This is a genomic window from Methanoculleus formosensis, from assembly GCF_025384765.1.
Lineage (GTDB): Archaea > Halobacteriota > Methanomicrobia > Methanomicrobiales > Methanoculleaceae > Methanoculleus > Methanoculleus formosensis.
Genome location: NZ_VHLL01000002.1, coordinates 474,609 through 496,907, shown reverse-complemented (window position 1 = coordinate 496,907; position 22,299 = coordinate 474,609). Strand labels below are relative to the sequence as shown.

The following is a 22,299-nucleotide window of genomic DNA, read 5'->3' as shown; positions in this document are numbered from 1 at the left end:
CCGAGGTAGAGACGTGGCACACACCACCAGACGTTCGACAGGAATCGCAGGCCTGGACCTGGCGCTTGACGGGGGATTCTCACCGGGCACCCGTATCGTCATCTCCGGATCCCCGCTGAGCGGTCTTGAACTCCTGGCACAGCAGTTCTGGCAGGAAGGGGAAGGGGCGGGAGCCTACCTGATGCTCGATACCGTGCCGGGAGAGGGTATGATCGACGCACGGGGTATGGACCCCGCGGCGATGGCAGCGGCGATGACGGGCGATAAGGTCGTCGTGGACTCGCTCTCCACGCTGGTCGCCGCCTGGGGGATCGATACGGCCGTCAGGTTCGTCCTTGAGGATACGCGCCCGATCGTCGAAGGGGGCGCAAACATCGTCTATCTCCTCTATGCGGGAGTCCACAGCCCCTCTGAAGAGGCGCGGATCATGCGGGCGGCCGACGTCTTCATCACCCTCCGGCAGCAGGTTCACGGCAACGAGTTCGAGCGGACGCTCGCCATCGAGAAACTCAAAGGCTCAGACGTGCCGCAGCGTGTCGTCCCCTACCATATCGTCGCAGAAGGCCTCGAACTCTCGACGACGAGCAGGGTGGTCTAGCCGGTATACTCGGCCCGGACACGCCCCGCCGCAATAACCATATTTTTCAGTTTTCCGAGCGCCGCATCGCGCGTCTGCATCCGGAGACCGCAGTCGGGGTCGATGAGCATGAGCTCGGGGGAGAAGACGTCGATCCCGGCCTCGATACGTTTCTCGATAACCTCGACACTCTCGACGGCGGGATCGGCCGAGTCCACGCAGCCGTAACCGATCATCCGGCCACGCAGGTCTTTTGCCGAGAGCACTTCGAGGTTTTGGGGATTATTCGCGAACTCAAAATCGAATATGGCAACGTCTGTCCTGAGAACTTCGTCGATGACGTCTTCGAGGCTACCGCAGACGTGGAGGCAGACCGGCACCCGGAGCCTCCCGGCGATCGCGTTCACCGCCTCGCGGCCGACGGCGATGTTCGCCGCCCCCGTCGAGAAGATCGGTTCGTCTATCTGGATGAGGCGAACGCCGGCGTCCTGGAGGCAGTTCGCCTCGACCGCGAGCGCCTGCGCGAGGTCGAGAACCAGTTCGTCTTTGTTCCGGTAGAACGTGGTATCGAGCATGAGGCCGTGCGCGAGCGTGCTCGGGCCGGTGAGGATGCCTTTCACCTTCGGGTGCCGGGTGAGGGCGTACCGGGTATCTGCGAGGGTGATGGCCTGCCGGGCCGGCTGGACCCTCCCGACGACCGACGATCCCCGGATGCCGGGGAGGTGGGAGGTGAAGGCCCGGATCATGTCGCCCCGGACCTGACCGTCGGAGATGATCTCGATCCCGGCGCCGATCTGGTCGGCGACCGCTGTCTCCACCGCATGTTTCAGCGGGTCCATGAGGGCGAAGAGCCCTGAGCCTTTCACCACGGGATAGCTCCCGACCACCGTGGTCGGGAGGGGCATGCCTGTCAGGGTCATGGGAACATCGATCCGTGGGCTGTCGGTGTAATTAAATTCATGGAGTCAGTCTGTGCCGGTCGCGCGGGAAGAGCACCGCTTCGCGGATGTTTCCAAGGTCGAGCATCGTCATCACCAGCCGCTCAATGCCGAGTCCCCATCCGGCGTGTGGCGGCATGCCGTAGCGGAACGGTTTCAGGTAGAACTCGAAACTCTCCGGAGAGAGGCCTTTCGCACGGATCCGCTCCACCAGGAGGTCGTGGTCGTGGATACGCTGGGCGCCGGAGGAGAGTTCCATCCGGGGGTGCATCATGTCGAACGCCTTGCAGAACTCGGGCCGGTCGGGATACGGCATCGCGTAGTAGGGCCTGATGTCGGTCGGCCAGTCGACGATGAAGTAGTGCTGCCCGACGGTATCCCCGATCGCCCGCTCGGCCGCCGGGGAGAGGTCGGCGCCGAAGGTGAGTTTCTCCTCGATGGTGCGGTTCGCGACCTCGATCGCCTCCGCGTAGGGGATGCGGGGGAACGGCTTTGCGGGGACCTTGAGGTCGACCCCGAGTTCCGCGAGCTCTCCGGCGCAATTCTCCCGGACATACTCGTAGACGTGGACGATCAGATCTTCGAGGAGTTCCATGACGTCGTTATGGTCGGCGAACGAGACCTCGACGTCGAGGCTCGTCGCCTCGTTGAGATGCCGGACGGTGTTGTGCTCCTCGGCGCGGAAGATGGGCCCGAGCTCGAAGACGCTCTCGAACCCGGCGGCCATCATCATCTGCTTGTAGAGTTGCGGGCTCTGGTTCAGGAACGCCTCCTTCTCGAAGTAGGCGATCGGGAAGAGTTCTGTGCCGCCCTCGGTAGCAGCGGCGACGATCTTGGGGGTGGTGATGTTGATGCAGCCCCGGGAGGCGAGGAACGCGGTCGCGGAAGAGGTCACCGCCGACCGGATGAAGAAGATGGCGCGGACACGCGGTTTCCTTGCGTCCAGGAACCGGGAGTCGAGCCGGGTATCCATCTCGGCGGGAACTTTCTCGGCGACGTCGAGCGGGAGCGGGCTCTCTGCGGTGCTGATGACCTCGAGTTCTTCGGGAACAAGCTCGCGCCCGCCGGGTGCTTTCTCGATCGCCTTTACCCTGCCCCGGACCCTGATAACCGACTCTCTCGAAACGTTCCGGGCGACATCAAGGACCTCTGCCGTGACTTTCTTCTTCGGGATGGTCACCTGGATGATGCCGGTCCGGTCGCGGATCAGGAAGAACGAGAGCCCTCCGAGGTCGCGAACCTCGTGTACCCAGCCGACGATCTCGGCAGACTCCGTCTCCGGGGTTACGGCCTGTATTGGTAGACGCATGTGAAAAACCTGGATACAGTGTGGGCCCCGGAAGGTATTTTGCTTTGCGCTCCCGCTCCCGTAAAGAGTTCGGCGGGGCAGCCGCAGAAAAAGAGATCGGCCGCCCCGGAAGGTGCGGATCTTAGAGGAAGACCGCCGCGGCGATGACCGTCGTCCAGCGGCCGTCCATGACCCCTTCCGCCGCCTGGCAGGTATGGGTCGTGCTGATGATCCGGCCGCTTGCCTTGTAGATCTGCTCCCGCTCCTGCCACGCTCTGTCGGGGTCGAACTCGATCCCGAGCGTCGTCGCAAGCATGGTCGCCGCAAGGTCTTCGGCGTATTCGCCCGAGACTTCCGCCGTCTCCCCGAAAGCGTGGTGCTCGGAGAGGTAGCCGTAGGTGTTGCTCTCCTTCGGCATCGCGTGACCGATGGCGGCGGAGGCGAGCCTGCTTGGTTCATTGGTCTCGGCGCGGGCCATGACGACGTAGACGATGCTGCCCGGGGAGAGTTCCTTCAAGCCTTCCTCCGGCGAGACCAGCTGGCAGTTCGGGGGGAAGATACTCGATACGTAGACCAGATTGTACTTCTCGATACCCGCCTCCCTGAGGGCCAGTTCAAACGATGCCAGCTTGTCTTTGTGGATCCCCACACCTTTCGTAAAGAAACACTTGGTCGGAACGAACATTAGGGATCTTCTTATCGCTTGTTTTTTTTAATATTTTCGGTTATAACCGCCACAAATTTAAAAAGGGGCAAAATTTCGCACCAATTTAGCATTAGGCGGATAGGATGCTGGAAAATATGAAATTACGCGGAAAAACGCGGGTAATTTATTGCCCTCCGGGCGACTGCGGCTACGCCCGATCCCGTCTATCCACCCCTGAAATCCAGGACTGCCGCATATCCAGCGGCAACCCGGGAGCCTCCTGGAGGTCACCGGGAAGAGGGGAGAGCGCATCTGTCAGGCGAGGTCTCCCCGCGCCTTGATCACCTCAAGCGCCTCGAACGCCTCACGCCGGACATCCCTGTCGGAGTCCTGGAGAAGTGGTTGCAGCGCTTCGGACGCGCCGGGAACGCCGATCTCGCCGAGAACGATGGCCGACCTGCGCCGGGTCCCGGCATCGCCGGCGCCGGTGAGACCGATCAGGGCAGGTGCCGCCGCCTCGCCGACCCGCCAGAGCGCCTCCATCGCCTGGTGCCGTGCGGTTTCGTCGCCGTTCCCGAGAGCCTCGACGAGCGGGCCGACGGCCGGCGTACCGATGCCCGCGAGCGCACCGCCGGCGTGCCATCTCACCTCGCGGTCGGGGTCGGCAAGCGCCTCGATGAGCGGTATAATTGCCTCTTCCGACCGGATCTCGCCGAGCACCCGGGCAGCCCACCGGCGGCCGTGCGGCCGTTCGTCCCGGAGAGCGGCCAAGAGGGGGCCGGTTGCCGGAAGGCCGATACGGGTGATAACCGCTGCGCTTCGCCGCCGGAAGTCCTCATCATCGTCGCCGAGCGCCCCGATGCAGGAGGAGACCGCTGCCTCGCCGAAGGCGGCAAGCGCGTCGGCGGCGAGAGACCTGACCTGCTCGTCCGGGTCGCGAAGGAGGGCGGCAAGCCCCTCGATGCCGCGCCCGTCCCGGGTACGCCTCACCCCGGCGATCGCAGACCGCCTGACCCGGGGATCGTTGTCGCCGAGCGCCTCCAGATAGGCGTCCGTGGCCGGGAACCCCGCGAGCGCCTCCAGCGCCCCGTAACGGACGGCCGCATCTTCATGGTGTGCCGCCTCCTTCAGGGCGTCCGCTGCCGGGCTCCCGATCGACCGGAGCGCCAGAGCGGCGTCCTGGCGCATGGCGTCATCTGCGTCCGAAAATGTCCCGATGAGGTGCGGGATTGCCGCCGGCCCCACCCGGCCGAGGGCGGCGGCGGCCTCCCGCCGGACACACCAGTCCTCGTCGCCGAGCCCTTTCATCAGCGGGAGCACCGCGGCATCGCCGATCTCCCCGAGCGCCCGCACCGCTCTCCACCGGGCCACGATATCCTCGCTCTCAAGCGAGAGAGCGAGTCCCGCCACCCGGGCTTCCTCCTCCGCATCGGCAGATGCGTCCGTTTCTTCCCCCTTCCTGCTTCTGAGCCGGTTCCACAATCCCATCGGTATCCTCCGTATGATCGGCCTTCTCCAATGATGGTAGGTGGCGGGGGATGGCGGATAACCCTTCTGATCTTCTCCCGAAGCCCGGGAAACCCAGCGTTGTCGCGCTCTCCCGCCCGCATCCCTGGAGGAACGCTTATATGGGATGGGACAGCATCCCGTGCTCCCGGGAGCGGCATGTTTTCCCGGGTCGCGGCACCGGATTCCCACGCGCGCCCTGCATCGGGAGGAGCAACCCCATGTCGGGGACGTGACCGGGAAGGATGACGGGGCCATGAGGTTCTCCGAAGATGAGGTGAGACGGATGTACGCGGATAAGACGGTAAGTTGTATCGGCATGTGCCAGTCGCCCATGCTCATGATCGAGGAGGGAATGGAGGTGCTCGAGAAAGGTCAGGTCCTGCAGGTGACGGCCGACAGGCCCGACCTTGTCGAATCGGTCAGGTCGTGGGCCGCTGAGAACGGGCATAATATCGAGGAAGAGCATCTCGCAAGCGGCGTGACGACCTTCATCGTGCGTAAGGGAACGGCTCCGGCGGCAAAAGCGACGTGACCGGCCGGAGAGCGGGCTCCTGCACGGCATGGGTAGTGGAACCCCGGACGAGCGGCGCCGCAGAGAAACAGTTAAACGCCTGCGGGCTATTATACCGCTAGAGGACGGTAGCATCATGGCAGAACAGGTCGGATACAGCCAGAAGGTGATGGAGCACTTCATGAACCCGCACAACGTCGGGGCGATCGAGAACCCGGACGGTTACGGCAAGGTCGGCAACCCCGTCTGCGGGGACATCATGGAGATCTTCATCAAGGTCAAGGACGACGTCATCGAGGATGTCAGATTCCGGACGTTCGGGTGCGGGTCGGCGATCGCAACGAGCAGCATGGTGACCGACATGGCCCGGGGAAAGACGCTTGAGGAGGCCATGGCGATCACCCGCGACGATGTCGCGACCGAGCTCGATGGGCTGCCGCCGAAGAAGATGCACTGCTCGAACCTGGCGGCGGACGCGCTCCATGCGGCGATAGAGGACTACCGGGGGAAACAAAAGAAGGAATGATGGGGTTTCAGCACCCGTAGACCAGGGTCTGGATGCTCTTTGCGAGGTCGAGGCTCTTGCCCCGGTTGACCATCAGGGTGTCGAGGCGTAGTGCCCCGGGAAGCCCGACCGGGTCGCGGATGTCCTGGATGAAGACGTCTACGAACTCCTCGTAGAGACCGTAGGTTCCGGCGGACGAGGCCTCTTTTCCGAACGCCCGCATCAAGGCCGCCGCCGGGCCGCTGACCGGCGCATCCCCGATGAACGGGCTGACCGCGATGACACATTGCCGACGGAGCGCCTCCCGCACCCCGGCGCATTCCAGGATCGGGGATATGCTCGTGACCGGGTTGCTCGGCCCGATCACCACGGCGTCGCTTCCCTCGATCGCCTTGATGACTTCGTCGGTCGCGGCCGGCGGCTCGTCGAACCTCCGAACGACGCCGTCGATCGCCACGTCTCCGCGGTGCTTCACCCAGTACTCCTGGAAGTGCATCTCTCCCCGGGGCGTCCTGACATAGGTCGTCATGACGGAGTCGGTCATCGGAAGGACGGTCGCCTGGATGCCCAGCCTGTTGCAGAGTGTCCGGGTTATCTCCGTCAGCCGCATGCCGTTCCTGAGCATCTCTCCCCGTGCTGCATGGATCGCCCTGTCCTGATCGCCGACGGCGATGTACTCGTCGACGCCGAGCCGTGCGAGGAGGTCATGGGTGATGTAGGTGTCCCCCTTGATCCCCCACCACCGGTTGGTGTCGAGGATGCCTGCAAAGAGGTACATGACCGTGTCGATGTCGGGCGAGAGGTGGTTGCCGGAGAGCCAGGTGTCCTCGGCCGTGTTGACGACGACCGCGATCTCCCGCTCGTCCAGCAGTTCCCGCATCCCGCGGAGGAGTTTCGGGGTTCCGGTTCCGCCCGAGAGGAAGGTTATCATTGGATAGTTAGCGTATCAAGCGCATCGATATATGAATTTTCCCAAAACGCGCCGGGGGCGAGCGCCCTATTTTAACGAAACTGCGTGACGTATGACCGCCATGATATCCCAGGCGAGTGATTCCGCCTGTCGCTCGTGCAGAAGGCGCGTCTCCAGGCGGAGCGAGCCCGGGACGTCGTCGGGGTCGTGGATCTCCTGGACGAAGACGTCGACGGTATCCCCATACAACCGGGCGACCGCGGGCGCAGTCGGGGGTTCGCCGACGGCGTGCATGAGCGCGGTCTCCTTTGGGCCGGGCGCGACGCTGCCCGAGAACGGTGAGACCGCGACGACGAACGTATCGCGGAGGAGGTCGCGCATCCCTGTGCAGTCGAGGGTGGGGAGGATGCTCGCCGCCGGGTTCGCGGGGCCGATCACCACGGCGTCGCTCGCCTCGATCGCCGCCCGCACCCTGTCCGTGACCGCGGGCGGGACGGGCCGGACGAGTTCGCGCACCTCCGTCCCGGGATCGGCGGCCATCCGGTAGGTGAGGAGCGGGATACGTTCGGTGCCGGTATCGACGAAGAGGGCGGCGTCGCCGTCCGTCGCCGGGAGGACGGTCGCCCCGATCTTGAGTGAGCGGCACTGGAGATCGACCGCTTCCGTCAGGGTCAGCCCCTCGTTGAGGAGCGCTGCCCGGGCGATCTGGACCGCCCGGGCGCGGTCGCCGACCGCGAAGGGTTCACCGCCCGCCACCTTCGGGAGGTAGTTGTGGGTGGCGTAGGTGTCCCCCTTGATCCCCCACCACCTGCCGGTGTCAAGGATGCCCGCAAAGAGGAAGACGGCAGTGTCGATCTCCGGGGCGGCATGGCTCCCCGAGACCCAGCAGTTCCCGGCGGTGGACGCAACCACCGTGATCTCGTGATCGTAGAGGACCTGCCGGGCGCCGTGGATGAGCGGGAGGGTCCCGGGCCCGGCCGAGAGGAAGGTGATCATGGGTGAATGTCATTGTATGTGCCGTCTGTCGGGTTAACGGTTTCATTTTGCCGGTGGCTGATCGGTTATATTCCGGGATTGGGAGCCTTTCTTGATGCACCGGCGCCAGGGCACGTCCAGCATGTGGGTCTCCCGAACCCGCTCACCCTCCTTTGTGGCAGTGGCAACATCTGCAAATCATATGCGGCGGGTAGACGGAAAGAAGGCTGATGTATCTTTCGATGAGCGTGCAAGGCCGCACCCTCACCTCCCAGGCCCCTCGGCGGCAGGCAGACCGGGTCTACCGGCTTCCGCCCGGCCCATCGATCGTCCGCCCCCCTAATCGTGTGTCATCTGGTCGATCGCTGCCGCCATCCCCAGTTTGCCCATCTCCGCGGCGAGGAATATCAACAGTATGAGGCCGATTACTCCTACGACGATGATCATGATCATCACATCCGGATCGGTGAAGTTGAAGGTGGCAACCGCCAGCGCCGCCGCGATGTTGCGTTGTGCCGTCCCGAGGGCGAGCGTCCGTTTCGTGCCGCGACCCGGACCGCCGAGAACGTAGCCAACGACGAGTGATATCGTCACGAAGGTGACCACCGCGAGGATTGCAGCGGTGCTGAAGATCCTTGCGAGTTCAGGGAAGTAGACGATGACGAGTGCAACAATCAGCGTGAGCAGCGCCAGGTTGCTTGCCTGATTCATCACCTCCGGTAGGTATCGTGAAGTTCCCCCGGCCCGTCCATGGAGAGGCCGACGAGGAAGTTGTTGTCGTGGAAGAACCGGCACCACTCGTCGTCGAGGAGGATGCCGTTTGTCTGGAAGGTGTTCTCGATACGGGTTTTGGGCCGTGCGTACTTCTTCTGCACCTCCACTGCCCGCCGGAAGAACTCCAGCCCCATCAGGGTCGGCTCTCCCCCCTGCCAGGCGATCGTCACATGGGGCACGTGATGCCCCTCGATGGTCTGGCGGAGGTACTCCCCCATCACCGTATCGGTCATCCGGAAGTTGCTCTCCGGGTACAGCCCTTCCTTCTTTAAGAAGAAGCAGTAGGCGCAGTCGAGATTGCACCGTGCGCCGGTCGGCTTTGCCATGACGTGGAAGGCTGGGGGTGCCCTCTTACCGGATCCGCTCATCGCTCGACCCCGTTCTCTCTGCACCGGCCGGAGGCGTTTAAGGCCAGAAATGAGCCTGCTTCCGGTGCAACCGACCTTGCTTCGCCGAAAGAATGAATCCTCTTCATATCCCGAACCGCTCAGGCATTCACCGCTCCTTCAAGGCACTTCCCGGCACTCCTTCCGGGCAGAATGACCCTCTGGGGCCGGATAGCAACCGGGGTTATATATAATTATTTCAACGCATTGCGGTGAACCGGGTGTTCTGTAAAGACACTCTTGTATCCCCTCGTACCGGAAAACCCCTGCACCGCATACCGACTCCGCAGATCCGGCTCCTCCGGCACCGGCGGCAGCCCCGCAGGGTGTGCTCCTGCCGCTTGCGCTGGCCCAGTTCATCTGCAGTTACGCTGCCTCGAACATGAACGTGGCCATCAGCAACATCGCCACCGACCTGGGGACGACCGTCAGCGGCGTCCAGACGACCATCGCCGTCTTTACGCCGACCATGGCGGCCCTGATGATCCCCGGCAGCAAGTTGACGGATATCCTGGGCCGCACGTACCTCTTCCGGCGAGGCCTGCTCGTCTACGGCGTGGGAGCACTGGTAGCGGCAGCGGCGCCGGGTCGTCTCCAGCCTTGTTGAGGGGAACATGGGCTACGCCCTTGCGCTGGTCGTCCTGGTGGTGTTTGCTCTGATCGGCCTTGCAGCCGCGTTCATGCTGTCACGGATCCAGTGCCCCGGTTACCGGAGCCGGAGCCCATGCCCGCCTGATGGCGGTCTGCAGAGGAATCGTACGGCGGGGTTGCCGGAGCGGAGCGGCGGGCGGTTTCGGGAGGCCCGGATACCGTGCAACAGATCGAGTTATATAGTCGAACCGGCACCCTGCTCCGGAGGCGTGCTATGTCCCTTGGTCCGGTTGAGTATATGGTCATTGAGTTCCCGGGAAACCAGTTCAAAGGCGAGATCGTCCCGGCGTTGCGCGAGGTGGTCGATAAAGGCGTCATCCGCATCATCGATCTCGTCTTCGTGAGGAAAGACGAGCAGGGCAACGTCAATGTGATGGAACTCGCCGATCTTCAGAAGGATGCGGCGGACGCGTTCGCCCCCCTCGCACGGGAGGCGAGCACACTCTTCGCTGAGGAGGATATAGGAAAAATCAGCGAGGTCATGGAGATGAACAGTTCCGTGGCGCTGCTCCTCTTCGAGCACGTATGGGCAACGAGGTTCCGCAACGCTGTTCTTGCCGCCAATGGAAGGTTGATCGCGGGCGAACGCATCCCGAGAGAGGTGGTGGACGCCGCGGTGGCCTGGAAGCCCGAAGAGCAGGAAGCCCTGGAGGTGACACCATGAGAGGCGGCCGGCCGGGCCTTATCGGCACTGTGGCCCGTACCGCGGTGGTCGCGGGGACAGCCACCGTGACTACCCGCGCTGTCGATAAGAGGATGCGGGAGAGGGAGATGAAGAAGGCGGCGCAAGCGCAGCAGACAGCACCATACGAGGAGCAGGCGCCTGCCCCGACAGGGATAACCCAGGAGGAGAAGATGGCTCAACTCAGGGAACTCGCGGAGTTGAAGCAGATGGGAGCCCTGACGGAGGAGGAGTTCCAGCAGGAGAAGCAGAAGATCCTTGCCCAATAAGGCAGTTCGAGGAGCGAGAAGGAGAGCAGCACAACCAGGAATACGATGAGCGCGATGTAGGCGAAACGCTCAAACGCCTCCACGAAGCGGCGCATGCATACAGTATCATGCAGACCGCACAAATAAATGCCGGAAACGTCGCAGAATCTTATTCGCGGCATCCTCCCGGCTTCACCTGACAAAGAGGGGTGCCTGGAGAGATGCGGCGATGAGATCCCGGGGCAAGGCTTCATATACCAAAGTGCGTATCCCGTGACATACCGGGATGCATACCGGCATCCGGGTAGAATGATGGACGCCTCCAATACAATCAACGCAGTCCGGAGAGGTTTTCGGGCAATAGCCATCGCGTTCGTCATCGTCACCCTGATACCCCTGCTCCTCGGCCTCCTCTTCTCTGTCCCGACCGCGAGAGTCTTTTCCCTGATCGTCTCCACCCTCCTCCTCCAGGCGAACGCCGTCTTCGTCGGCGTGGGGTTCGGCCTGCACCCTGTCTTCATCCTGGTCGTCATGACGCTCGTGGAGGTCGGGATCGTCCTCGCTATCTACGAGATCCTGGACACGTTTGCCGAGCAGTCGGAGCGGGTCCAGCGGTTCACGAAGAGTACGGAAGAGAAGATGAAGAAATACCCGATCCTGCACAGGTACGGGGCGGCCACGCTCATCGTCCTCCCCATGCTCCCGGTGATTGGCCTCTACTCCAGTGTCGTCATCGGGTGGCTTCTGCGCTGGGGCAGGGTTCCGTCGGTCTTCTTCGTCACGCTCGGATGGGTCCTCGTCACCGGCTTCCTCCTGCTCGCGGCCCTGGGGTTCGTCAGGCTGATCTTTTGAGCCGCGATATTTCGTTATCCTCCAAAGAATCATCCGGTACTACCCGGAGCCCGGCCTCTCCTGCCCGATCATGCGGGCTCCCGGTGCAGTCACGTATATATATCCTCTTCCCCATCACGCCGCGACGTGCGATCATCGATCCAGCGGCGCTTCACCAGAGACCGCCCGCGGGATCGTGATCGCATGCAACGGGCTCTCCCCTCACTCAAGACGGGAGCCTGCAAGGAAGAAGGTGAGACCGATGAGAGATGCATTTCTCCGGGTGATGACCGCCGCTATCGTCGTCATCGCCGTAATTTGTGCCACAGGGCTCGTTTCTGCACAGATCATCAGTCCCGTGCAGCCGGATCGAACGCTGGTGATCGCACCCCCGGAACCGCCAACCCCGACGCCGACGCCCATCCGACCGCCGGTAGTCGGACCCCTGGACCCGGTTGTCCAGCCGCCGATCGTTCCAACGGCCACGCCCATGCAACCGCCGACGATCCCGACCGCTACGCCGACAGCCGCGCCGACAGGTACGATACCGGAACTGCCGACCGCCCCGACGACCACGATGCCCACACCGGTGCCGACGGTCACGTCGACGCTGCCGCCGGCGGTGCAGCCCACCCGGGCCCCTGAGAGCACTCTGATTGGCGCCGGGACGCAGATCTCAAGCAGCCCGGGGGATAACCTCTTCCCGGCGATATCCGGGGACAACATCGTCTGGTACGACAACGATTCAGCCTCGATCCAGCTCTACGAGATCCCATCGGGGAACCTGTCGACCATATCCACGACAACATCGATTCCTCTCGACCTGCCGCACGAACTGGCCATCGACGGGATGAACGTCGTCTGGACGGGAGGAGACCCGCGGACAGGAGGGGTTGCCGTATACCTCTATGACATCGCGTCAGGCAGGCTGCAGCCGGTGACGAACGGCTCGGGGCTCCCCGGATACCCGGGTGTCTCGGAGGAGTTCGTCGTCTGGATAGACGGGGACGAACTGGGCGATCTCTATCTCTACGAGATTGCGAGCGGGAACAGCACGCAGGTGACGGACGATCCCTACGAGCAGATCCTGGCCGACGTCAGTGGAGGCACATTCGTCTGGGCGGACAACGAGACCGAGGGAGGGGACCTCGACATCGCGGTGGCCTCCCTGAATGAGTCGGGGGTGCGGTTGCTCGGGGATGCAGGCGACGACAGTTATCCCGATCTCTCGAGTGACGGCAACCGCCTCGCCTGGATCAACGCCAACGAGAACCGGACCGCCGTCTACCTCTACGACCTCTCGACCGAGAACATCACGCAGGTGACCGGTGAGTCCGCACAACCCGATGCGGTCGCGGTCGACGGGGATCACGTGGTCTACTCGGACTGGCGGAACGGAAACCTCGACATCTACCTCTACAATATCAGCACGGGGGTGGAGACGCCGATCACCGAGGACCCGTACGCCCAGTCCCTCCCGGACATCTCTGAAGGGGTGGTCGTCTGGATGGGCAACAACACCGGGCAGTGGGAGATCTATATGTGGGAGGTGCCGGGAGGGCTGTAGGCATGATCGGGCCGGCCCAACTCCCTTTTTGGACTCCGGCCGGGCCGGAGATCCGTGCGAGGAGAGCAATCTCACAATCCGCGCGTTCTTGAATACCTTTATCACCCTTCTCCAGAGACTCTTAACTGAACCGATGAAGATCATCAAAGATCCGGTGCACGGCTACGTCGAGGTGGAACCGCTCGCGCTCCGGCTGCTCGACTCCGAGGTCGTCCAGCGGCTCCGCCACGTCACCCAGCTTGGGTTTGCCAACCTTGTCTACCCCGGGGCGAACCACACCCGGTTCGAGCACTCGCTCGGGACGATGCATCTATCGGGCCTGATGGCGAGGATACTCGACCTCGACGACGGCGAGGCGAGGCTTGTTGCGACGGCTGCCCTCCTCCACGACATCGGCCACGGCCCCTTCTCCCACGTCACCGAACCGGTGATGGAGGAGTTCGTGGGGAGGAGCCACCACCAGATCGATCATCTGGTCGGCGAGGGGACGGTCGCCACCATCCTCGAGGCGGAGGGGATCGACCCTGTCGAGGTCTGCGCCGTCGTCGCGGGCGAGCACCCCCTCGCGAGCATCATCCACGGGAGCCTGGACGTCGACCGGATGGACTACCTGATGCGGGACGCCCACTACACCGGGGTGCCCTATGGGACGGTCGACGCCCACCGGCTGATCCGGTCGACGATCCTCACCCGGTCCGGGGTCGCCCTCTCTGAGGGCGGGATCAACGCCGCCGAGTCGCTCCTGATCGCCCGGACGCTGATGCGCCCGGCGGTCTACTTCCACCACGTGAGCCGGATCGCGACGAGCATGTTCGTCCACGCCCTCCGCGAGGAGGTGCTGAACGTCCCGGACGCAGACGCCCGCGACCTCGTCAGGATGGACGATGCCGCCTGCATGGAGCGGCTGAAACACTCTTCCTGCGCGATCGTCCGCGACCTCGCCTGTCGCGTCTACGCCCGGGATCTCTACAAACGGGCGCTCTACATCGGCGAAGACCGGGTGAGCGCCGCACCCCTCCAGCAGAACCTCGGCCCCGCCCGGGAGCGGGAGATCGCCCGCGAGATCGCCGAGACCGCCGGTATCACGCCGGATGAAGTCCTCGTCGACATCCCCCGGCTCCCCGGGGCTCTCTCGATGGAGGTCCGGGTCAGGAACAGCCACCATATGGTCGATATCGAGGAGGTCTCCCCCCTCATCAACACCTTGAACGATACCCGGCGGCAACAGTGGCGTCTCGGCGTCTACACCACGAAAGAGCACCGGAGCGCGGTGGAACAGGCGGCGACGGAGGTTCTCCGGGTGAAGCGGGCAACCAAACAGGATAAACTCGTAGTGACATAATAGATGGAGAGCGCATGACAAAGGAGTTCGTCGTCGGGGTCACCGGAGCAAGCGGGGTCGTCTACGCCCGCCGCCTGCTCGAGGTGCTCTGTGATCAGGCAACGGTGCACGTCGTCATATCCGACACCGCCCGGCAGATCGCCGGGATCGAAGGCGTGGACCTTGAGGGGTTCGATGCCATATACGCCGAGAACAGCAACCTCGCGGCCGATATCGCGAGCGGATCGTTTCGCTACGACGGGATGGCGATCGTCCCCTGCAGCATGAAGACGCTTGCCGCCGTCAGCAACGGCCTCGCCGAGAACCTGATCGGCCGGGCGGCGGACGTTTGCCTCAAGGAAAGGCGCCCCCTCCTCCTCCTGCTGCGGGAGATGCCGCTCTCCCGGATACACCTGAAGAATATGCTTGCCGCCGACGATGCCGGCGCGACCGTGATGGTCGCAAGCCCTCCCTTCTACCAGCGCCCGGAGACGATCGACGACCTCGTCGATATGGTGGTGGCCCGGGTGCTTGACCACATGGGGGTCGAACACAACCTCGGAACCCGATGGAGCGGATACGATGCGTGAATTTATCGAACTGATGCGGGAGCAGGGCAGGGTCGAGGAGATCGAGAGCCCCTGCTCGACCGTCTACGAGGCTCCCCGTATGGCGAGCCGGACCAACAAGATCCTCTTCTTCCACGACCTGGACGGCCACCGAGGAGTGATGAACCTCCTCTCCGACCGCCGATCGCTTGCAGCGGCGCTCGGTGTCGACGAGAAGAACCTCGTCGGGCACCTGGCTGCGATGACCTACAGCGGTCGCGTGGTGGATGCGGGCCGGCTCGAGGGCGGCGTCAAGCCCGATCTCTCCCGGCTCCCGGTCATGAAGCACTTCCCCGGCGACGCCGGACGCTACTTCACCTCCGGGATCGTCTTCTCGCGCTACGACGGCGTGGAGAACGCCTCCATCCACCGGATGATGGTCCTCGACGATCACAGGGTCGTCGCCCGCCTGGTGGAGGGTCGGCATACCCATACACTGCTGAAGGCAGCGCTCGCCCGGGGTGAGAAACTCCCGGTCGCGGTCACCGTCGGGACGCATCCGTTGGTGACGTTTGCTGCCTGCACCCGCGTCCCGGAGGGGAGAGAACTCGCCTACGCCGCGGAGTTGATGGGCGGCGAACTCGGGGTCCGCGAGTGCGAGAACGGTGTCCGGGTTCCCGACGCCGAGATCGTCCTCGAGGGCTACATCACCGCCGAGAAGGTTGCGGAAGGGCCGTTCGTCGATATCACCGGGACCTACGACCCCGTGCGGCAGCAGCACGTGATCGAGTTCACCCGGATGTACTGCAAGGACGATCCCATCTACCACGGCATCCTCCCGGCCGGCGCCGAGCACAAACTCCTGATGGGGGCACCGTATGAACCGAAGATCTACCGCGCCGTGGGCGAGGTGACGACGGTGCGTGACGTCCTCCTCACGAAGGGCGGTGCCGGCTACCTCCACGGGGTGGTGCAGATTCGGAAGAATACGCAAGGCGACGCGAAGAACGCCATCATGGCGGCGTTTGCGGCCCATACCTCTCTAAAGCACGTCGTGGTGGTGGACGAGGATATCGACATCCACGACCCCTACGACGTCGAGTACGCGATCGCGACGAGGGTGCGGGGCGACACCGATATCATGGTCGTCACCGGCGTCCGGGGTTCGTCGCTCGACCCGACGCGGCTAGGTGACGGGACGAACGTGAAGGTCGGGGTCGATGCTACCATAGTTATGGGGAGAGAGGACGAATTCAGGAGAGCGGAGTGGGTGTAATGTACCTGGATGCAAGCGATGAGAAGGTGCTCGCCGGTGAGTTCGGTGAGACCCGGCAGAAGATGATGGAGATCCTGGTCGCGCTCGGGGATGTCTACGGGGCGGAGAAACTCGTCCCGATCACGAGCGCCCAGGTGAGCGGTGCGTCCTACAAGACCATCGGGAAGTGGGGACTCTCCTGGCTCCAGAGTCTCAACGCCCGGGCGGCGGTCCCGGCGGTCTTGAACCCCATCGGGATGCCACGGGAAGGGTGGCAGGAGTTCGGGATCGGCGAGGAGTTTGCGGCCCGCCAGGCAGAGGTCGTCGAGGCTTACCGGAGACTCGGGATCCGGGTCGAGTGCACCTGCACGCCCTACTACCTCCGGATCACGGAGTACGGGGAGCACCTGGCCTGGTCGGAGTCGTCGGCGGTCGCCTACGCGAACTCGGTCCTCGGCGCCCGGACGAACCGTGAGGGCGGGCCGAGCGCTCTTGCGGCGGCAATCATCGGAAAGACCCCCTACTATGGCCTCCATCTTGTCGAGAACCGGCGGCCGCAGGTCGTCGTCGAGGTCGAGAGCGGCACCGGCCCGCACGCGAACCACTGGGGCGGCATCGGCCACGTGGCGGGGAAGAAGGTCGGGAACCGGATCCCGCTGATCACAGGCATCCGGCCGAACCGCGACCAGTTGAAGGCGCTCGGCGCTGCGATGGCGGCGACCGGGGCGGTCGCCCTCTTCCACGTCGATAAGATCACCCCGGAGACCCGGGTCTTCTCGTTCGACACCGGCGACCTCGACCGCATAACGGTGACGGAAGACGAGGTCGAGGCCCTCTTTGCAGAGACCGAGGTCGAGGCGGTCGCGGTCGGGTGCCCCCACTGCTCCGCCGACGAGCTCCGGGAACTCGCGGAACTCCTCCGGGGGAAGAAGACGACGAAGCCCTTCTACGTCTTTGCTGCAAAGGGGGTAGCAGCGGCGAACCCTGACCTCGTAGGCGTCATCGAGCGGAGCGGCGCCCGGGTGATCCCGGATACCTGCATGGTCGTCTCGCCCCGGATGGACGAGTTCGGCTCAATCATGGTCGACTCGGGGAAAGCCCTCGCCTATGTCCCCGGAATGTGCGGTGCGCTCGCCCGGATCGGGACGCGGAGGGAGTGCGTCGAGGTCGCGACGTCGTGAGGGCATCAGTTATCCTCACTTATTCCCTCACCCGAAGCCGCGAATCACTATCAGCGACCGATATCGCAAGCGAAGGCGCGAAGGCGCGAAGTTCGGTATAGTTACTTGTAACTCCCTTTCGCGGCTTCGCGCTCTTCGCGTGAGGCCATATCATCGCTTATAACCTGTTAGCTCGCGCGAAGTCGCGAAGGACGCGAAGTTCGGCATACGTGTGCCGGCGACTTCCTTCGCGCCTCCACCCGAACCTACCGTTGTCCGGACGGGCCAACTCACGCCCCCACCGGCTTCACGTCGAGCACCTGCATCAGGCCCTCGTCGAGCATGTAGCCCCGGAGCCGGTCGCGGTTGCCCCGCAGGCTCTCGATGCTGTTGATCCCGGCGGCACCAAGGAGTTCGGCGAGTTCGAGCGTCCACGCCCGGATCAGGTTCGCCACCAGTCCCGACGCCTCGTCGGGGTCCAGGCGCGCCACGAGGTCGGGCCGCTGGGTGGCGATCCCCCAGGGGCAGAGGCCGCGGTAGCAGTTCCCGCAGACCCGGCAGCCCATCGCGGCGAGCGCGGCGGTGCCGATGTAGACCGCGTCCGCCCCGAGGGCGATCGCCTTCGCGATGTCGGCGCTCCCCCGAATACCGCCGCTCGCGATGACGGATATCTCGTTTCTGATCCCCTGGTCGCGGAGTTTCTGGTCCACGCTCGCGACCGCCGCCTCGATCGGGATGCCGACGTGGTCGCGAAGGACCATGGGTGCCGCGCCGGTGCCGCCGCGGAACCCGTCGACGACGACCGCATCGGCCGGCGAGCGGGCGATCCCGGCGGCAATGGCGGCGGCGTTGTGGACGGCGGCGATCTTCACGAAGACCGGCTTCTTCCACTCCGTCGCCTCCTTGAGGCCGCGGACGAGCTGGGCGAGATCCTCAATGCTGTAGATGTCGTGGTGCGGCGCGGGGCTGATCGCGTCGCTTCCCTCCGGGATCATCCGTGTCCGGGAGATCTCGGCGCAGACCTTCTCCCCCGGGAGGTGGCCGCCGATGCCGGGCTTCGCTCCCTGGCCGATCTTGATCTCGATCGCCGCGCCCCGCTCCAGGTAATCGATGTTCACGCCGAACCGCCCGGACGCGACCTGGACAATCATCCGGTCCTGGTAGGGGTGGAGTGCGGCGTGCAGCCCGCCTTCCCCGGTGCCCATGAACGTCCCGGTCTCCTTTGCCGCCCGGGCCATGGCAACCTGGGCGTTGAGGCTGATCGCCCCGTAACTCATGTGCCCTATCATCACGGGGGTTTCGATGCGGAGGTTCGGGGTGAGGCGTGTCCTGAGTTCAACGTCGCCGCCTTCCCGCCGCCGGAGATCGAGCCGCGCCGGCCTCTTCCCGAGATGGGTCACGAGTTCGATCGGCTCGCGGAGCGGGTCGAGGCTCGGGTTCGTGACCTGGCAGGCGTCCAGCACCAGGCGGTCGAAGATGACCGGGTAATCGAGGGCGTTGCCCATCCCCGCGAGGATGATCTTCCCCGTCCGGGCCTGGTTGTAGATCGCCTCCCGGGCCTCCCGCGTCCAGAGGGGGTGGCTCCGGTAGTCGCAGGGGTGCTCCTCGAGGCTTATGGCGTCCCGGGGGCAGCAGGCGATGCAGCGGTGGCATGCGGTGCAGTTCCGGGAGTTGACCTGTATCCGGTCGTAATCCCACCGGAAGACACCGTAGGAGCAGTTCTCGATGCACCGCCCGCACTCCATGCACCGGACGGGGTCGATACCGATCCGGTAGCGGGAAGGGAGGCTCCCGATCATGCGACAATCCTCCCGATCACCGGCTCGCCCGCGCCGGGCATCCGAATCGACTCGACCCGTGGTTCCATCGCCCGGATTGCGGCCTCTTCGCTCGAGATGTAGAGCCGGTCGCCGCACTCGCCGACGACCATCGGGCGGAGCTTGCCCCGGTCGGTGAATCCGACCATCATATCGCGGTTTGCGGCCACGATGGCGAACGGCCCGTTCATCATCGCGGAAGCGTAGACAAGCCGGAGGGCTCCGTTCCACTCCCGCTCGGCCTCGGGCATCCGGTCGATCTCCTCCCAGAAGGGCGGAGCGAGCGCCCGGATCGCGATATCGACGTCAAGGCCGTGCCGCCGCACCAGAAGGTCGATCAGGTAGGCGACGACCTCGGTGTCGGTGTGCATCGTGCAGGTGTAGCCGAAACTCTCGATGTAGCGCCGGTTCGTCCCGTAGGAGGTGATCTCGCCGTTGTGCACGACGCTCCAGTCGAGGAGGTTGAACGGGTGCGCACCGCCCCACCACCCGGGGGTGTTCGTCGGGTAACGGTTGTGCGCGAGCCAGATGTAGCCCTCGTAGTCCTCGATCCGGTAGAAGTCCGCAACGTCCTCGGGCCACCCGCCGGCCTTGAAGACTCCGAGGTCTTTGCCGGAGGAGAAGATGAGCGCGCCGCGGCGGGCGGCGTTGACCTGCATCACGAGGGCGCTGACGATCTCATCCTCCGGTGTTCCGAGGGACGGATCGGGCTTGAAGAAGTAGCGCCAGGGGGTGTGAGCCGCCCGGAGACCTGGCCGATCGCGTGTCGGAATCGCCTCGTCGTGCTCGATCGTTCCCCACTGCGCGAGCGTCGAATCGAGGAGCGGCTTGCTCTCGCGGATGCCGTCGAAGAAGACGTGGAGGGCGTAGCAGTCCCGGTAGTCAGGGTAGATGCCGTAGGCTGCGTACCCCGCCCCTTCGCCGCTGCCGCGCTCGTTCATCATGGAGAGGGCCTCCCGGATGCCGGAACCGTCCATCGTCCGGCGAGATCTGTCCATTACGCCTATTATGCCGCACATAACCATCACGGTCGACCCGTCCCCCTCCACCGCGGGTGGTCGGGGAACGCTCTGGTAGATCTATATGGACAATGTATAAATAATATTGGAAGGAAGTTTCCTTCTACATGTCTGGCGACAACATCTCGGCAATGCTCGAGCGCATCGAGCAGGACAACGTCCGGTTCCTCCGACTGCAGTTCACCGATCTTCTGGGTATGCCCAAGAACGTCTCCATCCCGGCGAAGCAGGTCGGGAAGGCGCTGACCGACGGTATCGGGTTTGACGGGTCGTCGATCGAGGGGTTCGTCCGGATCGAGGAGTCGGATATGGTGCTCAAGCCCGATATCTCGACCTACAGCCTCCTGCCCTGGCGGCCGCGGGAGAAGAGCGTCGCCCGGTTCATCTGCGACGTCTGCAAGCCGGACGGCACGCCGTTCGAGGGCGACCCGCGCTACGTCCTCCGGCGGGCGATGGAGGACGCGGCAAAAGACGGCTATGTCTTCAACACCGGGCCGGAACTGGAGTTCTTCCTCTTCAAGATGCTCGACGGCCGACCGACCACGCAGTTTCAGGACGCCGGCGGCTACTTCGACCTGGCGCCGACCGATCTCGCGGAGGATCTCCGGCGCGAGATCATCCTCGCGCTCACCGAGATGGGGTTCGAGATCGAGGCGTCCCACCACGAGGTCGCCGAGAGTCAGCACGAGATCGACTTCAAGTACAGCGACGCGCTCCACACCTCCGACAACGTCATCACGTTCAAGTTCGCAGTCAAGACGATGGCGCTGATGCGCGGCCTGCACGCATCGTTCATGGCGAAACCGATCTACGGCATCTGCGGGAGCGGGATGCACGTCAACTGCTCCCTTGCAAAGGACGGCAAGAACGCCTTCTTCGACCCGGATGCCCCGCGGCAGCTCTCGGAGACCTGCATGCACTTCATCGGCGGGCTGCTTTCCCACGCAGAAGCCGTCACCCGGGTCGCGAACCCGACGGTCAACTCCTACAAGCGGCTCGTCCCCGGCTACGAGGCGCCCTGCTACATCAGCTGGAGCGCGAGCAACCGCTCGGCCCTCGTCCGGGTTCCGGCGCCCCGCGGCAACAGCACCCGGGTCGAGTTCCGCAGCCCTGATCCCACCTGCAACCCCTACCTCGCCTTCACGGCGATGCTCGCCGCCGGGATGGAGGGCGTCCGGCAGGAGATCGAGCCGCCGAACGATGCCCAGAAGAACATCTACCACATGACGGCCGCAGAGCGGGGCCACACCGGGATCGCGACCCTGCCCGGGGATCTCGCCGAGGCCCACCGGGCGCTGCTCGCCGACGACCTCATCTGCAACGCGCTCGGCCCTCACGTCGTCGAGGCGCTCACGAATGTTGCGAACGCCGAGTGGGACGCCTACCGGACGGCGGTCCACCCCTGGGAACTCGACCGGTACCTGGCGACCTACTGACCTCTTTTTTTTGCGGGGGGAGCGCCCACCACCTTCGTCCGTAACCGGCCCGCGTGAAGCCGTAACCCCATCCTGCGGCCGACCGGAGCGCCGCAGGAACGTTCATATCCCCTAAGGCGCATAGATGCGCGTATCGGCCGAACAGGGAAGAGATATGACGCAGAGAAAAGACATCGACGCCATGCGGCGCAAGCGCGAGATCGACGGTCTGGTCGGGGCGCTCTCGGAGCAGGCCGAGAGCGTGCGACTGGCCGCGGCAGAAGCCCTCGGCACCGTTGGGGATGAACGGGCGCTCGGACCGCTGGAACGGCTGAAATTCTCGGACCCGGATGCCGGCGTCCGGCGGGCCGCATCGGTCGCCCACGCCCGGGTGGCCGGGAGGCTCGCGGACAGGAAGGCGGCGGAGGGGATCTCCCGCGGACCATAAGCCCGCACCCAAGACATATATCCCCGGGACGTCTACGCGGAAGACGACCAGGTAGACTGCCATGGCGACAATCGATGAGGTCGATACCATGCGGGACTCCCGCGATATCGACGGGCTGATCCGGGCGCTCGCTGATGAGGACGAGTTCGTCCGGTCGCAGGCGGCCCTCTCCCTCGGGACGCTCGCCGACCCGAAGGCGAGCGAACCGCTTATGCGGATGCAGAAGGAGGACCCGAGCGCCTCGGCCCGGGAGGCGGCCGCGACCGCGTATAAATGGGTGGTGGGCCGGATCCGGGAGGCCGGGCCGGCCCGTTGATG

General features: G+C 64.5%; 26 protein-coding genes. 15 read left to right on the top strand and 11 right to left on the bottom strand.

The features are described from left to right. Positions 1-13: 13 nt before the first annotated feature. A complete protein-coding gene (locus FKB36_RS05960) occupies positions 14-598 on the top strand; it encodes an RAD55 family ATPase (RefSeq protein ID WP_261597122.1) in 585 nt (194 codons plus the stop codon). Here FKB36_RS05960 and FKB36_RS05955 read toward each other — a convergent pair. The 4 genes from FKB36_RS05955 to FKB36_RS05940 all read right to left on the bottom strand — a co-directional run bounded on the left by FKB36_RS05955 (position 595) and on the right by FKB36_RS05940 (position 4,937). After that, a complete protein-coding gene (locus tag FKB36_RS05955) occupies positions 595-1,497 on the bottom strand; it encodes a methionine synthase (protein ID WP_261597121.1) in 903 nt (300 codons plus the stop codon). The two genes, FKB36_RS05960 and FKB36_RS05955, sit on opposite strands and share 4 nt — an antisense overlap. Before the next feature lie 37 nt (positions 1,498-1,534). After that, entirely contained in the window at positions 1,535-2,824 is a 1,290-nt protein-coding gene (gene aspS, locus FKB36_RS05950; protein WP_261597120.1) for an aspartate--tRNA(Asn) ligase, read from the bottom strand. A gap of 121 nt (positions 2,825-2,945) precedes the next feature. Further along, positions 2,946-3,488: a pyruvoyl-dependent arginine decarboxylase gene (locus FKB36_RS05945; protein ID WP_221057254.1), complete on the bottom strand. Its 543-nt coding sequence runs from the start codon at positions 3,486-3,488 to the stop codon at positions 2,946-2,948. A gap of 276 nt (positions 3,489-3,764) precedes the next feature. After that, on the bottom strand, positions 3,765-4,937 hold the full coding sequence (locus tag FKB36_RS05940) for a HEAT repeat domain-containing protein (protein ID WP_261597119.1): 1,173 nt from the start codon (positions 4,935-4,937) through the stop codon (positions 3,765-3,767). Positions 4,938-5,241: 304 nt separating this feature from the next. Between FKB36_RS05940 and FKB36_RS05935 the strand changes: the two genes are divergently transcribed. Together FKB36_RS05935 and nifU are read left to right on the top strand one after the other, a co-directional pair. Beyond that, positions 5,242-5,490 (top strand): sulfurtransferase TusA family protein, encoded by a 249-nt coding sequence (locus FKB36_RS05935; RefSeq protein ID WP_261597118.1) that lies wholly within the window; start codon positions 5,242-5,244, stop codon positions 5,488-5,490. Between the two features lie 115 nt (positions 5,491-5,605). Next, positions 5,606-5,995 carry a Fe-S cluster assembly scaffold protein NifU gene (gene nifU / locus FKB36_RS05930; protein WP_261597117.1) on the top strand — a complete coding sequence of 130 codons (390 nt, stop codon included), beginning with the start codon at positions 5,606-5,608 and terminating at the stop codon, positions 5,993-5,995. Positions 5,996-6,002: 7 nt separating this feature from the next. Here the strand turns inward: nifU and cofD are convergent, their stop codons facing one another. The 4 genes from cofD to FKB36_RS05910 all read right to left on the bottom strand — a co-directional run bounded on the left by cofD (position 6,003) and on the right by FKB36_RS05910 (position 9,001). Further along, on the bottom strand, positions 6,003-6,905 hold the full coding sequence (cofD, locus tag FKB36_RS05925; RefSeq protein WP_261597116.1) for a 2-phospho-L-lactate transferase: 903 nt from the start codon (positions 6,903-6,905) through the stop codon (positions 6,003-6,005). A gap of 66 nt (positions 6,906-6,971) precedes the next feature. Next, on the bottom strand, positions 6,972-7,880 hold the full coding sequence (locus tag FKB36_RS05920; protein WP_261597115.1) for a 2-phospho-L-lactate transferase CofD family protein: 909 nt from the start codon (positions 7,878-7,880) through the stop codon (positions 6,972-6,974). A gap of 318 nt (positions 7,881-8,198) precedes the next feature. Then, a complete protein-coding gene (locus FKB36_RS05915; RefSeq protein ID WP_261597114.1) occupies positions 8,199-8,570 on the bottom strand; it encodes a hypothetical protein in 372 nt (123 codons plus the stop codon). Then, entirely contained in the window at positions 8,570-9,001 is a 432-nt protein-coding gene (locus tag FKB36_RS05910) for a radical SAM protein (protein ID WP_261597113.1), read from the bottom strand. Before FKB36_RS05910 ends, FKB36_RS05915 begins: the two co-directional genes overlap by 1 nt. A gap of 346 nt (positions 9,002-9,347) precedes the next feature. Here FKB36_RS05910 and FKB36_RS05905 point away from each other — a divergent pair, with 346 nt between their 5' ends. The 4 genes from FKB36_RS05905 to FKB36_RS05890 all read left to right on the top strand — a co-directional run bounded on the left by FKB36_RS05905 (position 9,348) and on the right by FKB36_RS05890 (position 11,452). Further along, positions 9,348-9,626 (top strand): hypothetical protein, encoded by a 279-nt coding sequence (locus tag FKB36_RS05905; RefSeq protein ID WP_261597112.1) that lies wholly within the window; start codon positions 9,348-9,350, stop codon positions 9,624-9,626. A gap of 258 nt (positions 9,627-9,884) precedes the next feature. After that, positions 9,885-10,334 carry a DUF6325 family protein gene (locus tag FKB36_RS05900; protein ID WP_261597111.1) on the top strand — a complete coding sequence of 150 codons (450 nt, stop codon included), beginning with the start codon at positions 9,885-9,887 and terminating at the stop codon, positions 10,332-10,334. After that, positions 10,331-10,621 carry an SHOCT domain-containing protein gene (locus FKB36_RS05895; protein ID WP_261597110.1) on the top strand — a complete coding sequence of 97 codons (291 nt, stop codon included), beginning with the start codon at positions 10,331-10,333 and terminating at the stop codon, positions 10,619-10,621. Before FKB36_RS05900 ends, FKB36_RS05895 begins: the two co-directional genes overlap by 4 nt. 288 nt (positions 10,622-10,909) lie before the next feature. Further along, the gene (locus FKB36_RS05890; RefSeq protein ID WP_261597109.1) at positions 10,910-11,452 is read left to right on the top strand and encodes a small multi-drug export protein; all 543 of its coding nucleotides are present in this window, start codon (positions 10,910-10,912) and stop codon (positions 11,450-11,452) included. A 201-nt stretch (positions 11,453-11,653) separates the two neighbouring features. Here the strand turns inward: FKB36_RS05890 and FKB36_RS05885 are convergent, their stop codons facing one another. Beyond that, positions 11,654-12,064, bottom strand: coding sequence for a hypothetical protein (locus FKB36_RS05885; protein ID WP_261597108.1), 411 nt, complete (start codon positions 12,062-12,064; stop codon positions 11,654-11,656). Here FKB36_RS05885 and FKB36_RS05880 point away from each other — a divergent pair. The 5 genes from FKB36_RS05880 (at position 12,054) to FKB36_RS05860 (ending at position 17,303) form a co-directional block, all read left to right on the top strand. Next, positions 12,054-12,998 carry a TolB family protein gene (locus FKB36_RS05880; RefSeq protein WP_261597107.1) on the top strand — a complete coding sequence of 315 codons (945 nt, stop codon included), beginning with the start codon at positions 12,054-12,056 and terminating at the stop codon, positions 12,996-12,998. The two genes, FKB36_RS05885 and FKB36_RS05880, sit on opposite strands and share 11 nt — an antisense overlap. A gap of 133 nt (positions 12,999-13,131) precedes the next feature. Beyond that, positions 13,132-14,340 (top strand): HD domain-containing protein, encoded by a 1,209-nt coding sequence (locus FKB36_RS05875; RefSeq protein WP_261597105.1) that lies wholly within the window; start codon positions 13,132-13,134, stop codon positions 14,338-14,340. A gap of 14 nt (positions 14,341-14,354) precedes the next feature. Next, positions 14,355-14,909, top strand: a complete 555-nt coding sequence (locus FKB36_RS05870) for a UbiX family flavin prenyltransferase (RefSeq protein ID WP_261597104.1) — start codon at positions 14,355-14,357, stop codon at positions 14,907-14,909. Further along, positions 14,902-16,143, top strand: coding sequence for a UbiD family decarboxylase (locus FKB36_RS05865; RefSeq protein WP_261597103.1), 1,242 nt, complete (start codon positions 14,902-14,904; stop codon positions 16,141-16,143). Before FKB36_RS05870 ends, FKB36_RS05865 begins: the two co-directional genes overlap by 8 nt. Further along, positions 16,143-17,303 (top strand): aconitase X catalytic domain-containing protein, encoded by a 1,161-nt coding sequence (locus FKB36_RS05860; RefSeq protein WP_261597102.1) that lies wholly within the window; start codon positions 16,143-16,145, stop codon positions 17,301-17,303. The genes FKB36_RS05865 and FKB36_RS05860 overlap by 1 nt, the downstream gene beginning before the upstream one ends. A gap of 269 nt (positions 17,304-17,572) precedes the next feature. On the opposite strand, the gene FKB36_RS05855 is transcribed toward FKB36_RS05860, so the two are convergent. Beyond that, positions 17,573-19,081, bottom strand: a complete 1,509-nt coding sequence (locus FKB36_RS05855; protein ID WP_261597101.1) for a glutamate synthase-related protein — start codon at positions 19,079-19,081, stop codon at positions 17,573-17,575. Continuing rightward, on the bottom strand, positions 19,078-20,118 hold the full coding sequence (locus FKB36_RS05850) for a class II glutamine amidotransferase (protein WP_261597100.1): 1,041 nt from the start codon (positions 20,116-20,118) through the stop codon (positions 19,078-19,080). The genes FKB36_RS05855 and FKB36_RS05850 overlap by 4 nt, the downstream gene beginning before the upstream one ends. Positions 20,119-20,225: 107 nt before the next feature. Here FKB36_RS05850 and glnA point away from each other — a divergent pair, with 107 nt between their 5' ends. The 3 genes from glnA to FKB36_RS05835 all read left to right on the top strand — a co-directional run bounded on the left by glnA (position 20,226) and on the right by FKB36_RS05835 (position 22,297). Next, positions 20,226-21,554 (top strand): type I glutamate--ammonia ligase, encoded by a 1,329-nt coding sequence (glnA, locus tag FKB36_RS05845; RefSeq protein WP_261597099.1) that lies wholly within the window; start codon positions 20,226-20,228, stop codon positions 21,552-21,554. 154 nt (positions 21,555-21,708) lie between these two features. Further along, positions 21,709-21,981, top strand: a complete 273-nt coding sequence (locus FKB36_RS05840) for a HEAT repeat domain-containing protein (RefSeq protein WP_261597098.1) — start codon at positions 21,709-21,711, stop codon at positions 21,979-21,981. Between the two features lie 61 nt (positions 21,982-22,042). Next, positions 22,043-22,297, top strand: a complete 255-nt coding sequence (locus FKB36_RS05835) for a HEAT repeat domain-containing protein (RefSeq protein ID WP_261597097.1) — start codon at positions 22,043-22,045, stop codon at positions 22,295-22,297. Positions 22,298-22,299 lie beyond the last annotated feature (2 nt).

Coding starts and splice junctions, on each gene's coding strand:
- FKB36_RS05955 (WP_261597121.1), bottom strand. CDS start 1,497: ATGACCCTGACAGGCATGCCCCTCCCGACCACGGTGGTCGGGAGCTAT.
- aspS (WP_261597120.1), bottom strand. CDS start 2,824: ATGCGTCTACCAATACAGGCCGTAACCCCGGAGACGGAGTCTGCCGAG.
- FKB36_RS05945 (WP_221057254.1), bottom strand. CDS start 3,488: ATGTTCGTTCCGACCAAGTGTTTCTTTACGAAAGGTGTGGGGATCCAC.
- FKB36_RS05940 (WP_261597119.1), bottom strand. CDS start 4,937: ATGGGATTGTGGAACCGGCTCAGAAGCAGGAAGGGGGAAGAAACGGAC.
- FKB36_RS05935 (WP_261597118.1), top strand. CDS start 5,242: ATGTACGCGGATAAGACGGTAAGTTGTATCGGCATGTGCCAGTCGCCC.
- nifU (WP_261597117.1), top strand. CDS start 5,606: ATGGCAGAACAGGTCGGATACAGCCAGAAGGTGATGGAGCACTTCATG.
- cofD (WP_261597116.1), bottom strand. CDS start 6,905: ATGATAACCTTCCTCTCGGGCGGAACCGGAACCCCGAAACTCCTCCGC.
- FKB36_RS05920 (WP_261597115.1), bottom strand. CDS start 7,880: ATGATCACCTTCCTCTCGGCCGGGCCCGGGACCCTCCCGCTCATCCAC.
- FKB36_RS05915 (WP_261597114.1), bottom strand. CDS start 8,570: ATGAATCAGGCAAGCAACCTGGCGCTGCTCACGCTGATTGTTGCACTC.
- FKB36_RS05910 (WP_261597113.1), bottom strand. CDS start 9,001: ATGAGCGGATCCGGTAAGAGGGCACCCCCAGCCTTCCACGTCATGGCA.
- FKB36_RS05900 (WP_261597111.1), top strand. CDS start 9,885: ATGTCCCTTGGTCCGGTTGAGTATATGGTCATTGAGTTCCCGGGAAAC.
- FKB36_RS05895 (WP_261597110.1), top strand. CDS start 10,331: ATGAGAGGCGGCCGGCCGGGCCTTATCGGCACTGTGGCCCGTACCGCG.
- FKB36_RS05890 (WP_261597109.1), top strand. CDS start 10,910: ATGATGGACGCCTCCAATACAATCAACGCAGTCCGGAGAGGTTTTCGG.
- FKB36_RS05875 (WP_261597105.1), top strand. CDS start 13,132: ATGAAGATCATCAAAGATCCGGTGCACGGCTACGTCGAGGTGGAACCG.
- FKB36_RS05870 (WP_261597104.1), top strand. CDS start 14,355: ATGACAAAGGAGTTCGTCGTCGGGGTCACCGGAGCAAGCGGGGTCGTC.
- FKB36_RS05865 (WP_261597103.1), top strand. CDS start 14,902: ATGCGTGAATTTATCGAACTGATGCGGGAGCAGGGCAGGGTCGAGGAG.
- FKB36_RS05860 (WP_261597102.1), top strand. CDS start 16,143: ATGTACCTGGATGCAAGCGATGAGAAGGTGCTCGCCGGTGAGTTCGGT.
- FKB36_RS05855 (WP_261597101.1), bottom strand. CDS start 19,081: ATGATCGGGAGCCTCCCTTCCCGCTACCGGATCGGTATCGACCCCGTC.
- FKB36_RS05850 (WP_261597100.1), bottom strand. CDS start 20,118: ATGTGCGGCATAATAGGCGTAATGGACAGATCTCGCCGGACGATGGAC.
- glnA (WP_261597099.1), top strand. CDS start 20,226: ATGTCTGGCGACAACATCTCGGCAATGCTCGAGCGCATCGAGCAGGAC.
- FKB36_RS05840 (WP_261597098.1), top strand. CDS start 21,709: ATGACGCAGAGAAAAGACATCGACGCCATGCGGCGCAAGCGCGAGATC.
- FKB36_RS05835 (WP_261597097.1), top strand. CDS start 22,043: ATGGCGACAATCGATGAGGTCGATACCATGCGGGACTCCCGCGATATC.